This is a genomic window from Simiduia litorea (assembly GCF_042853465.1).
Classification (GTDB): Bacteria; Pseudomonadota; Gammaproteobacteria; order Pseudomonadales; family Cellvibrionaceae; genus Simiduia; species Simiduia litorea.
Map to the genome: position 1 here is coordinate 242,318 of NZ_AP031497.1, position 14,326 is coordinate 256,643.

Consider the following 14,326-nt stretch of genomic DNA (forward strand, 5'->3'; position numbering starts at 1 on the left):
AACTCCACATCAATATTGAACAGACACAGTCGTGTCGACGTGAGTCCATGTTAACGATAGGGTTAAACGTTGCTGTTCGGGGTCGAATTTGAAATCGATGGCCTTGTCGCCCAGTCGAACGTTGCGCGGCTTCTTTAGCTGATTGTGTAGGATGATATTTATCTGCCGTTCAGTCTCTGCCTTGGCATAACTATGCACACGCTTGAGGACTATATCGGTTCTGGTGCGGCGTTGGTGTGCGGCAAATTCCAGCAGTTCGTAGCGCCCCAGCTCAAGCGCTTGAGGGTCTTTGCCATCGTCTTCGTACATCTTACCGAAGCATTGTTTCACGGTTTTATCCATGTAGAGATGCAAATCTAACTCATGGCTACTGTAGTCTTGTGTGGATTGCACGGCGGCAACCATTGGCACAATGCTTCCGGCCCGTACTAGCACCGGCAGGCTGTCTCTCTGTGTGGCTTGAGAGATGGTTTTTCCGCCGAGGTGTCGTGCACCGGTGAAGAAATCAAACCACACGCCTTTTGGTAGGTTTACCCTAACGTCGGTTAAGCCTGGGCTAGTAATTGGGGTTACCAGAAACGCATCGCCCCACAAGTAGCTTGCGCTGTTGTCCATAAGCGCCAAATTATCTTCGTCTTCAAAAAATAATGGTCGCATCAACGGCATACCGGTTTGGCTGTTTTCAAAGGCGAGCGTGTAATTGTAAGGCAGCATTTGGTAACGCAATTTTATGAAAGGGCGCAAAATATCTTGTGTGTCTTGATCGTGAAAAACCGGCTCCGGTGCTATCTCCTCTTGCGCGTGGGGGCGAAACACCGGCTGAAATACACCGTATTGCAACCAGCGAATATAAAGCTCCTTATCAAATTTTTCCCCGCCGGCAAAACCGCCTAAATCGGAATGCGTATAGCCGAGGCCGAGTAGCGACATTTGTAAACTGAGTTCAACCTGTGGCTTAAGCCCGCCCCAAGAGCGAGATACATCACCGGTCCAAGGAATAAAGCCGTAGCGTTGGCTGCCGGCAAAGCCAGAGCGCATCATTACCATAGGGCGCGTGCTGGGGAAACGTCGGCGTTGATTTTCGTAAACCATTTTCGCCCACTCGTGACCGTAGGCGTTGTGAATTTCGTTGCCCGTCGCGACCTGATCCTTCAGTCGGTGAATACTGTCGTCAGGGTGTACCTCGGGTTCGCCTAAATCGCCCCACCAGCCCGCTACGCCTTGCAGCATCAGCTCTTGATAAATGGACCAGAACCAAGCCTGCGCAGGTTGGTGAAAAATGTCGATCAGTGCGGTGTTGCCGAAATAGAAATTAAAAGTTTTTGCATCGCCGTTTGCGTTAGTCGCAAGTACATCGGCGTCTTTCGCTTCCTGCCACCGTGTAGAACTGGTTAAAATAAAAGGCTCGGTTATGAGAATGGTGTTAACACCCTCGGTTTTTAAATCTTGAATCATTTTAACCGGCGTGGGAAAGGCGTCTTTATCCCAAGCTAAGTTGCCCATGTGGCCTTTGATATCTTTTCCAAACCAATAGAGATCCAGAACCAGAGCATCTAACGGGAAATCTTGCTCGCGAAATTTGCTAACGGTATCGCGTACTTCTTGTTCGCTGCGGTAACCGAAGCGCGAGGCAAAATTACCAAAGGCCCAGCGCGGCGGCAAAGGTTGGCGCCCAGTTAGCTGGGTGTAGCCGTTAATGAGGTGCGGGTAGCTATCGCCACTGACAATTAAATAGCTTGTTCTTCCACCCACGGCATCGAACTGCAAAATAGACGCTTCGGTTGCGCCAATATCGAGATTGCCGGTGGCGCTGTTATCAAACACAATGATGTATTTATTGCTTGAAAACACGGCCGGCAAGCCGAAGTACATCTGCTGTGATTCTGTCTCGTAACCATAGTGAGCCTTGTTGTAAAGTGGCATCCGCTGACCGCGTCTATCCATCCCCATCACGCGTTGACCGCCACCGAGAATTTTCTCGTTTGCATCAAGGGAGAAACGAAACCCCCTTATCGCATCTTGAACGAATAGGCCGCTCTCTTCTTTGACAAGTGGCTTGCCGTGGCGTTGATAGCTGAGTGTAAGAGGGTTTTTGTCAACCACAACCGTCAGCTGTTCGCTACCGAAGTGCAACTGATCTTTGGTGCTTGAAAAATTTGCTGTGGTCGGCTGCGTCGACGTTGGGCTTAACGCAAAGCTAGGTAGTTGTTTAATGTGTTCCGGCTGATAGGAAATTTCCATCGCTTGTTGGTTGTGCAAGGTAATGGCTAGATTACCCTGATCGGTTTGCACATTGAGCGTTTGGCCCTTTAGTGTATGGCTTTGGTAACTACCGAAGTCGGCGCTGGCGGTAACGGAAAAGGCTAGCCCGACGAACGCAAACAGCACCTGCTGTGTTCTTGCCTTGGCTTTTACTAAATTCATATTATGTTCTCATTATTGAATGCGATAGACGTCGGCACTGCGGGCTTTAAGCGTTAGGCCTTGCGTTAAGAGTTGAGTTTCTTGCGACAGGAAGTGTTTGGCGATCTTTCCGCTATTCACAAGCGGTACAAGCTGAGCGTGTGGCAGCGTCACGGCATCTTTGTTTTTGTTGAGACAAATCAACCAGCGTTCTTCTGAATTGAAGCGCGTGAAACAGTAAATGCCGTCCATTGGTGCAAGATGGCGCATCTGGCCTTGGTGAATTGCGCTGGCTGATTTACGCCAATTAAATAGCTTGCGCACATAATCCAAAGTCTGGGATTGATCTATATTTAGGTTTTTCCCGGTAAAGGCGTTTACTTCGTCGTCTGCCCAACCGCCTGGGAAGTCCGCTCGAATGGCGCCATGCGACTCCGTGCCTGGATGTTGCATGGCAATTTCAGCACCGTAAAAAATCTGCGGTGTGCCGCGCAAGGTGGCAATAAGCGTCAACGCCATTTTATTGAGATCAGCATCGCCATCGACCTGGGTCATTAGGCGGCTCATGTCGTGGTTGTCGGCGAAAATGGTTAGCGCGTTGGCGTTGGGGTAAATTGAGTCGGACGCTACTGCCTTATAGAGCTTGATCAGCCCACTGTTCCAGCTTTCCTCTTCCTTGAGCGCAGGAGCGATGCTGGCCTGCAATGGAAAATCAAATAAGCTGGGTAAGTTAGAGACGTAGTTATCTGAATTGCTCGCGCCTTTTTGCCAGTAGGCGATAATACTCGGTGTGGTGGACCACTCTTCACCGACCATATTCAATTGCGGATATTCGGCTAGAATACGGTCACTCCATTGGCTTAGAAACTGTTTGTCTGAGTAAGACCAAGTATCTATTCGTATGCCGCTAAGCTGCGCGGTCTCAATCCACCAAATGGCATTTTGAATTAAATAATTTGCCAGCAAAGGGTTGCGTTGATTGAGATCCGGCATGGTGGCGACGAACCAACCATCGGTGAACTGTTGTTTGTCTGCTTCCACGGCGTAAGGGTCCTGTATCGATTCGCGCATGTGATTGGTGGCTGAGAAGGTGTTGTTGAAGTTAATCCAGTCGTCGCTGGGTAAATCCTTCATCCACCAATGTTTATGGCCAATGTGATTGGGAATTAAGTCTATGATGAGGCCGATGCCATGTAGTTTCGCTTGTGTGGCGAGTTGTTTATACAGCGCGTTATCACCGTAGCGGGGGTCAACTTGGTAGTGATCGGTGATTGCGTAACCGTGGTAGGAGCTATTGGGCTGTTTATTTTCCAGTACTGGATTGAGCCACAGCTGAGTTACGCCAAGACTTTTTAAATAGCCTAAGTTCTGCACTATACCTTTCAGATCGCCACCGTGGCGGGAAAATTCAGCGCTTCGGTCGAGCCGATCGCCCATAGCGGCAATATGATCATTGCTGGGATCGCCATTGGCGAAGCGGTCGGGCGTTATTAAGTAAATGAGATCACTATTGTCGAAACCTTTTCGCGCAGATGAGCCCGCGGTGCGTTTGGCAATAGTGTAAGGGTAGCGAACAGTACTAGCGCCAAGCTTTTTGAAGTTCAAAAAAACGGTTTCGGTACTCAATGCTGGATCGATAGCCAGCGTAACAAACAGATAGTTTTTGTTCTCAGTTTTATCTGTCCGAACAATGGTTACTTTGTCCTCTGAGCTGCTGATTTGATAGCTGCTGATATCCTTGGCATAAATAGACAGTTGTACGGTCTTGCTGTGCATCCCGACCCACCAATTGGGAGGGTCAACCCGTACGATGTCTAGCGCATTGGCATTTACTTGGCCAAAGAACAGTGCCAAAAGGATGCAGCTCGCTTTCGCAGCATATTTGTTCTTCATTATTCAACTTCCTCTAGTCGGGCGGCAAAACCACCGCCGCTCGCAAGATAAACAGAGAGTGAATCTTTTGTGCCGACAATGTGACTATCGATGTCTAAGGCGTAGGGATTGCTGCGCCAGCTGGCATCTTTACCATCTCGATAGGTAGTTATTCGATAGCGTTTATCTTTGTTCAAAAAATCGAGTGGCAGCGTGATTGTGCGCGGCTTGTCATTGGTGATAGCGCCTAAAAACCAATCGCTTGAGTGCCTGTCCTTTCGTGCGAACGCGGCATACTCGCCAAACTCGGCGGCTAACGCCTTGCTTTCGTCCCAGTCGGTGACGACATCTTTAATAAACTGAAAGGCTTCGGGTTTAGCTAAATAGTTCTCGGGCAAGTCCGCTGCCATTTGAATCGGGCTATACAGCACAACGTAGAGCGCGAGTTGATGTGCGAGCGTACTTTTGACGCGATTTTCGGCGTCTAAACCATCCCAGGCGAGGTTAAATATTCCTGGGGTGTAATCCATCGGGCCCGCGAGCATCCGAGTGAATACCAAATTTACCGTATGCTCGGGTGGGTTAGGCGGGCTGCCCCAGGCATTGAATTCCTGGCCGCGAGCCCCCTCGCGTGAAATCCAATTGGGATAGGTTCGCCTAAGGCCAGTATCTTTGATGGGCTCATGGGTGTTTATACTGATCTTGCGTTTGGCGGCTTCGGTGATGTTGTATAGATATTCATTTACCATGAACTGGCCGTCGTGCCATTCACGGCGCACGATACCTTGCTCGTCAACTCTTTTGATGTTGCCTCCATCTGCCACGTAACCTGTTTTTATTTGGCTAACACCATGGTTAGCGTAGAGATTCAAGGCCTCCGACATCTGATTACGGTAGTTAGTTACATTTCCAGAAGTTTCATGATGGCCAATAAGTTTGACGCTTTTTGATGCGGCATATCGTGAAATTTCATGTATATCGAAATCTGGATAGTTTTTGGTGAAGCTGAATAGGTCGCCATTGTGAAACCAGTCGCCATCCCAACCTTCGTTCCAGCCTTCAACTAGTACACCATCGAAATTGTTTTCGGCGGCGAAATCCAGCAAGGCTTTTGTATTCTTTGTGGTAGCGCCGTGCTTTGCGCCGCTGCCCCACGTATTAACATCCAGATGCATGCCCCACCAAATGCCTAGGTATTTTCCGGGCTTGACCCAACTAACGTCGCCAAGTTTGTTGGGTTCGTTGAGGTTGAGAATTAAATCCGAGGTGATAAGTCCGGTGGCGTCTTTACTAATTTGAATCGTGCGCCAAGGTGAAAAAAAGCCTGCTTGCGTTTTTACTTTCGTGCCGTCGGACCAAGGCGTGAGGTCGGCTTTCAGGGTGCCTGGTCGACGTTGGTCCAAGGTCATGGCGGCATAGTCGGTGAGCGCCGCTTCGTGGATGCTCACGTGGGTGCCGCTGACTAGTTTGAACGTGAAAGGCGTGTGCACGCGGTCGACGGCATCAAATGCCGTGCGTTGATAGAGGTATTCGTAGCGGTTCCAGCCGCGCGCGGGTATCCACAGCGCTTCAGCTTCGTCAGCCTTAGCAATGACGAACTCTGTTTGTTCGTCGGTAATGGTCAGTGCCGATAGGTCTTTTTGCTTTGGCACCTCATAGCGTAAACCGATGCCATCGTTGAAGGCTTTTATATGGACTCGAAAGTGGCTGCCGTTTGAGTGTGTAAAGGTAGCAACTAGGCTCTTGTGATGATCGCGTATCCATCGTCTTTCTCCCCATGGCTGTTGCCATCGGCTATCGCTACTCGAGTGTTTATGGTGGGTGAGCTTAACGTCTTGTGCGAATTCGCCTTGCTGTAAAAAGGTCAAACCCAAGATTGACGGTTGAATAATCGATTCTTTATTTAGCTCAATACTATAGCGCGGGCGGCTTTCGTCATCGCTTAAGGTTATTTTTAGTTGTTCATCTGGACTGGTGATGGAAATGCTGGCGGCATTTCCGATAGTCGCTATGACACTAATACCTGCAAACAGAAAAAGGTGGCGCATGGGGAGCCCTTATTATTAAAGTACAGTCTCCCCCCATGCTATGTGGATGCTGGCCCCGATAAAACTCTGTGCATACGTATTCATCAAAATCACGTTAGGATGTTGTTAGCAGCTTTAATTGCTCGCTGTGAGATTTAAAATTTAGTGCGCAACCTTTGATGTAGCGTTGTAGCTGTTCGATTTTATACTTATGCGCCATGTCATTCCCGGGTTTTAATTGGGATGGATCGGGATAGATTCCCTTTCCGGTTAATAGGCAATTCCAAGAGACATTTGGGAAATAGGCATCGAGCTTTTGCCGTTCGAGCTCATCAGTAATGTTGTTGCCTGCCATCCACGAGGCAAGGATCGCGTGGAGCGAGCGCGAGATATGTTGGTTGTTGCCGTTGGCAATCCAGTAGTCGGTATCGGTGCGGCTCGAAATTCGGTAGTGGCAAACGATGTAATCGCGAATGGCATCGAAGCGCGCGTTGATGCGGTTGTTAAAATCCTGACGAAACTTATCGGTACCTTCGCCTTGATTATAGGCTTCAATGAAGCGCACTACTGTTTCCTGCACCATGTCCAATGCGGTCGCTTCTAAGGGCTCAATGAAGCCTTGTGATAAACCTATGGCAAGACAGTTCTTAGCCCAGTGTTGTTCAACGCGACCCACTTGGAATTTAATATGGCGCGCCTCTGTGTCGGCGTCGAGTAGACCAAGGTGTTCTCTAAATTCGGTTTCAGCTTTGTCTTCATCGCAAAAGCTAGAGCTGAATACATAGCCATTGCCAATTCGATTTTGCAGGGGAATATTCCACGCCCATCCGTATTTTAAGGCGGTTGAGATAGTTTGCGATTCTGGCTCGCCTGTTTGTTCTGTGGCGAAAACCACGGCTGAGTCATTGAACAAACTTTTCGCGCAGCTGTGATAGGGCACTTTTAAGGCTTTTTGAATTAACTGGCCGCGAAAGCCTGTGCAGTCAAAGAACAGGTCGGCCGCTATATGTTCGCCGTTATCGGTAACCAGTGTCTTAATATTGCCTTGGTTGTCAAAGGTAACGTCTTGCACCGTCGCTAGCTGATGTTTGACGCCTTTAGTGGCGGCTTTTTTGGCGAGAAATTTACCGAGCAAACCTGAATCAAAGTGATAGCCGTAATTTATTTCAAAGGGAAAGTTTGGCGGTGCAATAGGCGCTAGCTTTTGCTTTGCTAATTCTGTAGCGAGAAAAAAGTGGTCAGGGTGGCCTTCTAAATCTATACCTTTGCGCCGTAAGAAACTGTTATGGAAAAAAGCTGGAGCGGAGAATTCATCAGGCTGTGATAGAAATGGATGAAAATAGTGGTCGAAGCCTGATTTTACACTCCAATCTTTAAAAGTGATTCCGACTTTGTAGGTGGCTTGGCACTCGTTCATCCATTCGGACTCGGGCACGCCAATAGCACTGAAAAAACCACGCAGCGGCGGAGTGGAGCCTTCTCCCACACCAATTGTGCCAATATTTGGCGATTCCACCAGCGTGATATCGAACTTGTCCTTCCAGTGCACGGCCATTAGATTGGCTGCAATCCAACCTGCGGTTCCGCCACCTAAAATGACGATTTGTTTTTTCTCAGTATTCATACAACGTCTCTGCGTGGTTAAACGACTAGGTTATTAAGAAGCATTTTAAAAGTGACACCTTAATAAAATAGCAGTATTAAAATGAAAAAACCGCCCGACAAGCGGGGCTCGGCGGGCGGTTTTTTATCTTTCGCTCACAACTGACGTCGCAAGCACTACGCCAAGAACTAGTAGGAGTAGTTAACACCTAAGTAATATTGACGTCCAAACTCTTTGTATTCACCGAACGCATTGTCTGCGCCGTATTCTAGTACATCTGGTTCATTTGTTAAGTTGTTGATGGAAAATACTACATCAATTCCGTTATCAAATGCATAAGATGCTTGCGCATCGACTGTAGTGTAAGGTTGTGCTGTTACTGGTGTAGAGCTGCCAGGAATTGGCATGTTCAGGATGAACTCATCGCGATAACGAACATTCACGTGAGTGCTGAAATCACCGATATCCCAGAAGCCTGTTACACTCCATACATTCTCGGATAAGCCTGGTAAAGGAAGAGTTTGGCCGTACAAATTACCGCCGCTAATTTCTGTTTCAGACTCAGTATATGAATAGCTTGCTGTAGCGCCTAAGCCTCCGAAAATACCTGGTAGAGAGCTGAAGGTCTTAGTGCCCGCCAACTCGAATCCGCGAATGTAACCGCCGTTATCATTGTTTACGTAAGTTTCAAAGGCTCCGGCGTCTAATCCTGTTGGCACTTCTATACCTAATGAGTCAAACAAGTCTGTTCGCTCTTGTTGGGTATCTAGATAGATATACTGTTTTTCAACCAGACTTTCGATATCTTTCCAGAAAGCTGCAACGGTAATCGCGCCACCATCTTCAAAATAGTGCTCATAAGACAAGTCGATCTGGTTGGCCCTGAAGGGGTCTAGGTAGGGTGAACCCTTAGTCCAAACATTGTATTCGTTGCCACTGTTCCAAGAGCCTGCGCCGCCTTTCAATTGACCAACCGGTGGGCGACCCATCACTTTCGCTGCAGCGAAGCGCACGATGTCGTTTTCGGTGAGGTGGAAGTTGAGGTTAAGCGAAGGCAGTGTGTCGTTGAACTCTGGGCCGTACTTGACGTAGTCGTAGTTGTCTTGAGTCACGCCTAGGTCATCGGTGATATCGATGCCGTTGCCAGTGCCTACGTTCTGTACGCCGCTCGATTTGATGTCAGTTTCGATGTAGCGAACGCCCACATTACCGGTCACTTCAATGCCGCCAACTTCAGTGGCGAGATTGGCCATCAGGTAGAAAGCGTTGACATTCTCTTCCAGTAAGCCTGACTCAACGAAAGTCCAGTCTTGACTGAATACTTGCTTGCCTTCGTAGTTCCCAGCACCAAATATGCTGGTTGCTAGGGCGTCCATATTGGTAATAACTAAGTGGTCAGGAGCGCCTGCGACCGATTGAACCTGAGCAAAACCGTCTAATGCTTGTGGCACGCACGCGACTACTGGTGTTGATAAATTGTCATCACAGTAGTTACCGTCGCTATCTACGTTCCAGCTTTCAGCTATACCAGCAGCGTTGCTAAACAGGCCATCACGCGATCCGTATAAAAATGCGCCACGCTTGGAATCAAATTCACGCTCAGATACGCGTACGCCGGCCTCGATGGAAGAAAGTGCACCCCATTCTAGGTCGATTTTGTAGTCTAGCTTTACGCTGTTAACTTTATCTGTGTACTCGTGTGGATATTCTTCATAGCGTGACAAACGCATGGTGTTCAGGTCGGTAAAATCAACACCGGCGAAACTTGCAGTCGGTATACCGTCGCCATTGTGGCTGTAGGTGAAGGACTGGCCAGCAGCCTCTTCCCAGTCGGTCAGTACGTTGCCCGAGTAAGTTAAGTCGTAGGCATGCATGGATGCCAAGCGGTCTTTACGGGTTTTGGTGCCTTCACTGGTGGCGATATCAGCAGTCAGTGTTTGGCTGTCGGTGATATTCCACTCGAGGTTTAAACCAAAACTTTCGCTGTCGGCTTTCGTTGATTGATCTTCCGTGCGGGACTCAAACCAAGGGCTTGATTTCTCGTCGGTTTTTGCTTCGGTAATGTCAACGGTTGCGCCAGTAACTATACCGTTTGAAACGGTGGTGTTAGACAGCGCGAAGGTGCTATCGTTTTGTAAGCCCCCGACAGTGATGCCGTGTCGAGTATCGGTGCGATCAAAGGTGGATTTAAAGTAGTCAAGCTGAGCTTTAAAGTTATCGGCGGGTTGGAATACCACGGTGCCCATGAAACCATCGCGCTCGTCTGTACCTGTACCAGCTTGCCATTGGAAGGCGCGGTTACGTAATTCTGCACCCTGATTATAACCAATCTGGTCGTCTGCACCTGCACGGGCGCCTACGAAGCTGTTGGGCTGATCCATGTGGGTATAGCCGAGTGCTAAGCCAACCATATCGTCGGCAAACTTGCCTTGGTAGGACAAGCTGTAGCGGTTCCCGTATTCGTCTGCGCCAACACTTTCGGCGGAGTCATTATATGAGGCGCGGATAGTGGCATTAAAATTGTGTTCTTTTTCTGAATCAAGCGGGTTAACCGTTTTTAGGTTAACGATACCGGCGACGCCGCCTTCGATCATAGAGGCTTTAGGAGATTTATATACGGCAGCTTGGGTAATCAGCTCTGCAGGGTATTGGTCAAAAGACATCCAACGGGTGCTTTCGGTATAGCCAGAGGTAGAAGCCTGTTCGCGACCATTTAGGGTGGTTTGAATGAAGTCGCCATTCATACCGCGAATGTTTAACTGTGAGGATTGTCCGTTGCTACGCACGGTGGTTACACCGGGTACGCGACCGAGCGCATCTGCAATAGATTGATCTGGCAGCGATGACATGGCGCCGGCGTCAATAATATCGGCAATAGTGTCGGCGTCGCGCTTGGCGTCAACTGAATTCAAAATCGAAGTGCGAATACCATAAACTTGAATTTCTTCAAGCGAATCGATTGCCTCTTTTTCTGCATCGCTCACCTGCGCAAAGGCGCCAGCTGAAGATGCAGCTAATATCGCTGCTGACAATAAGGTCGGTGCAAAGCGCAGACTTTTGCTTGGGTTATAACGGCTGCTCATAGGGTATCCCTCAGATTACTTATTATGATCACGGTTTAGCGGTGATGAGAAAACCATGCTAATGACGCAAGGCCTTTTGTCACAAGGGACTACATACGTATTCATAGCTATGCAGGCTTATGCATACGAATGCGTAACGGTGTTTTTCGGCACAAGTGTACAAAGCGGGTGCGGAAAACTTCTCTGGAATCAGTTTAGGCGAGAAAACTTACACTGGGTGGGATGAAAAGATCTGAGAGGAAAGGTTAATAGGCCAGAAACAACAAAGCCCGCTAGAGCAGGCCTTATTGTCTAACTCACAGGCAATGTCGACTAGATATCGCCGTAAACAGGGAAACGTTTGCAGATGTCCAACACCTTGGCTTTCACTTCTTCGATTTTCGCCTCGGCCTTGCCACTTTCTAAGGCCTCTAGCACGTCGCACATCCAGTGGGTTAGCTGCACGGTTTCTTCTTCTTTAAAGCCTCGGGTGGTGATGGCGGGGGTGCCAACACGCAGACCAGAGGTTACGAAGGGCGAGCGTGGGTCGTTCGGTACGGCGTTTTTGTTCACGGTGATGTTGGCGGCGCCTAGGGCGGCGTCGGCATCTTTACCGGTGTACTCTTTGCCAATCAAATCAACCAGCATTAAATGGTTTTCGGTGCCGCCGGAAACGATTTTAATGCCGCGCTCGATGAAGGTAGCGGCCATGGCTTTGGCGTTCTTCACAACCTGTTGTTGATAGGCTTTGTACTCGGGGCTCATGGCTTCTTTGAAGCTCACCGCTTTGGCTGCGATCACGTGCATTAATGGGCCGCCTTGACCGCCCGGGAATACCGCTGAGTTCAGCTTCTTCTCGATGGCTTCGTTGGCTTTGGCCAGAATCAAACCGCCGCGTGGGCCGCGCAAGGTTTTGTGCGTAGTGGTGGTGGTCACGTCGGCAATTTGTACCGGGTTAGGGTAAACACCGGCGGCTACAAGGCCTGCAACGTGTGCCATATCCACGAATAAGTAAGCGCCTACTTTGTCGGCGATGGCGCGGAAACGCTGCCAATCCATGATTTGTGAGTAAGCAGAGAAGCCGGCCACGATCATCTTTGGCTTGTGTTCAACGGCCAAGCGCTCAACTTCATCGTAATCAATCACGCCGGTTTCGGTGTTGATACCATACTGAACCGACTTATAGACTTTGCCAGAAAAGCTGACAGAAGCGCCGTGGGTCAAGTGACCACCGTGGGCTAAACTCATACCAAGAACGGTGTCGCCCGGCTCACACAGCGCGGCATACACAGCACCGTTGGCTTGCGAGCCTGAGTGCGGTTGTACGTTGGCGTAATCTGCTCCGAACAGCTCTTTAGCGCGTTCGATAGCCAAAGATTCGGCCACATCGACGTATTCACAGCCACCGTAGTAGCGCTTGCCTGGGTAGCCTTCGGCGTACTTGTTGGTCAGTTTGGTGCCCTGGGCAACCATAACCATGGGGCTGGTGTAGTTTTCAGAGGCAATCAGTTCGATATGCTCTTCCTGACGGCGCTCTTCGTTTTGGATAGAGGCCCACAGTTCTGGGTCGTAGGATGCGATGGTCTGTGATTTATCAAACATGGGTAAGCCCTGCTGTAGCCTGACAATGATGAAAATTTGAAGGCGCGCATTGTACATCATTCGAGCGGCTTAGGGCCGTTGAATTATTTCGATACACAATATAACTGCCTGTATTGTTTCCTATAGGAAACTCAAATTTACTATAGGAAACATTGCATCACAAGTGAGAATATTTAACGGGTTAAATTCGTGATCGGGCATCTGAGACAAAACAGAGCCACACAAGTGGCCCTGCTAGAAAGCGGACGAAAAAAGTTAATTATAGGGGGAGTTGATATAGAAGCTATCGTTCCGGCCATCAATGCCGATAGGTTTAGCGCTAACGTTGGATGCGCCGGTGATGAGATTGAAGCTGTCGCTGGCACTTAGTTTGTAGCGCTGCAGGTTTTGATACACAACGGGCAAACCGCAGCTCGCTTGGGTACGACTGGTGCTGACGCCTTCGCGCAACACATAAACGGCGCCGGTACCATCCACTACACCATGACCGCTGGCGTTAAAGAAAATGGAGGTTGCTTCGTCGGCACCGATACCCGTTGTGTTGCTCGGTAGGTTGGCCATAAGCACCATGAGCCGGCCCATGCGGTCGCGCTCGGCAAAGTGGGTGTCAGTAATGAGGTTTTGCATTATCGGCGTCGATAAAAAATCGCGGCTGATGTTGATGTAGGGGTGGCATAAGTCAGTTACCGCTTCATCGGAGTAGATGCCGGCAATGCCGTCTGGGTCGTAAATGTGCTGTGATTGCACGGCATTGCCTGCCGAGGTGCCGCCGATCACGCCGCCCTTTTGATAAACGTAATCAATCGCCGCCGCCAGTTTTGTACCTGCCCATTGATTTAGATAGTCGGATTGGTCGCCACCGGCAATCCAAACAAATTCTGCACTTTTGACCGCCCACTCAACATAAGCGTCGTTAGCGAGGCTTTGTCGATCGACAATTAATGTTTCTACTGAGTCGGCATTGGTTAGGCCCTTCAGGTAACTGTTATAGGCATCTGAGCCGCTGGTGCGCAGTACCACGATGTCACCGCCCTGAATTTGTGGCGCAACGCGATGACTAAAAGCGGCATCCACATCAGCGCCGCCGCCCATAAGCAATAGGGCGCCGTTACCTGAACTCAAGCTGGCGCATTTATCTGCGGAGGCGCCAAGTAAGCTGCTAGACAGTTGGCTTGGCTTGCTTGGCCTAGCACCGTAGCTGCAGTTGTCCTCGTCGCCACCTGATCCACCATCGCTGTCAAAGCCAGAGGCTAACAAGGTGTAATTACCTCTACCGCGGTAGCGAGTGATTTTTATGTAATAGCGGCCTGCGCTGTTGGCGTTTGCTGTACCTACTTCTGTGCTGCTGCTGGTTTGTGCAGAGGCGGTATAGGCGCCACTGCTGGGATAAAAAAACCAATCGAAATCGTCGCCACTGCCATGGCTAAGGCTGATAGTTAAGTTCGCCGCTTGAGAGAGGTCGAGATAATACCAATCTACATCACGACTGCCAGAAATGCTGCCGGCCACAGGTGTGTCGGCGCATAAGCCGCCATTGGCGTTGGATTCTTTATCGTTGGATTCCTGCTCGCTGGTCACGCAGGCGAGTGCGCTAAATGACAAGCCAGCAAGCGCAAGCACCGATAATAGCGTTTTTATAATCTTCATCTTTTCTTGCCCTTCGTTATTTTTGTTGGGCAGAGCTACATCTTCTGCGCGATCAAGCTTGGAACTGATGAAGATTTATGTCCAAGCACTGGGCGCATTTTGAAAACAAA

General features: G+C 49.4%; 7 protein-coding genes. All 7 read right to left on the reverse strand.

The window, feature by feature from the left end:
• Nucleotides 1–9 precede the first annotated feature (9 nt).
• Nucleotides 10–2,424, reverse strand: coding sequence for a TIM-barrel domain-containing protein (locus ACGHTT_RS01170; protein ID WP_390592999.1), 2,415 nt, complete (start codon nt 2,422–2,424; stop codon nt 10–12).
• 12 nt (nt 2,425–2,436) lie between these two features.
• Entirely contained in the window at nt 2,437–4,296 is a 1,860-nt protein-coding gene (locus ACGHTT_RS01175) for a glycoside hydrolase family 13 protein (RefSeq protein ID WP_390593001.1), read from the reverse strand.
• On the reverse strand, nt 4,296–6,323 hold the full coding sequence (locus ACGHTT_RS01180; protein ID WP_390593003.1) for a glycoside hydrolase family 97 protein: 2,028 nt from the start codon (nt 6,321–6,323) through the stop codon (nt 4,296–4,298). The genes ACGHTT_RS01175 and ACGHTT_RS01180 overlap by 1 nt, the downstream gene beginning before the upstream one ends.
• A gap of 94 nt (nt 6,324–6,417) precedes the next feature.
• Nucleotides 6,418–7,926, reverse strand: coding sequence for a tryptophan halogenase family protein (locus ACGHTT_RS01185; RefSeq protein ID WP_390593005.1), 1,509 nt, complete (start codon nt 7,924–7,926; stop codon nt 6,418–6,420).
• A 167-nt stretch (nt 7,927–8,093) separates the two neighbouring features.
• Nucleotides 8,094–10,988: a TonB-dependent receptor gene (locus ACGHTT_RS01190; protein ID WP_390593006.1), complete on the reverse strand. Its 2,895-nt coding sequence runs from the start codon at nt 10,986–10,988 to the stop codon at nt 8,094–8,096.
• Between the two features lie 312 nt (nt 10,989–11,300).
• The gene (gene glyA, locus ACGHTT_RS01195) at nt 11,301–12,569 is read right to left on the reverse strand and encodes a serine hydroxymethyltransferase (RefSeq protein WP_390593007.1); all 1,269 of its coding nucleotides are present in this window, start codon (nt 12,567–12,569) and stop codon (nt 11,301–11,303) included.
• 255 nt (nt 12,570–12,824) lie between these two features.
• Entirely contained in the window at nt 12,825–14,216 is a 1,392-nt protein-coding gene (locus ACGHTT_RS01200) for a Type 1 glutamine amidotransferase-like domain-containing protein (RefSeq protein WP_390593008.1), read from the reverse strand.
• Nucleotides 14,217–14,326: the final 110 nt, after the last annotated feature.

Coding starts and splice junctions, on each gene's coding strand:
- ACGHTT_RS01170 (WP_390592999.1), bottom strand. CDS start 2,424: ATGAATTTAGTAAAAGCCAAGGCAAGAACACAGCAGGTGCTGTTTGCG.
- ACGHTT_RS01175 (WP_390593001.1), bottom strand. CDS start 4,296: ATGAAGAACAAATATGCTGCGAAAGCGAGCTGCATCCTTTTGGCACTG.
- ACGHTT_RS01180 (WP_390593003.1), bottom strand. CDS start 6,323: ATGCGCCACCTTTTTCTGTTTGCAGGTATTAGTGTCATAGCGACTATC.
- ACGHTT_RS01185 (WP_390593005.1), bottom strand. CDS start 7,926: ATGAATACTGAGAAAAAACAAATCGTCATTTTAGGTGGCGGAACCGCA.
- ACGHTT_RS01190 (WP_390593006.1), bottom strand. CDS start 10,988: ATGAGCAGCCGTTATAACCCAAGCAAAAGTCTGCGCTTTGCACCGACC.
- glyA (WP_390593007.1), bottom strand. CDS start 12,569: ATGTTTGATAAATCACAGACCATCGCATCCTACGACCCAGAACTGTGG.
- ACGHTT_RS01200 (WP_390593008.1), bottom strand. CDS start 14,216: ATGAAGATTATAAAAACGCTATTATCGGTGCTTGCGCTTGCTGGCTTG.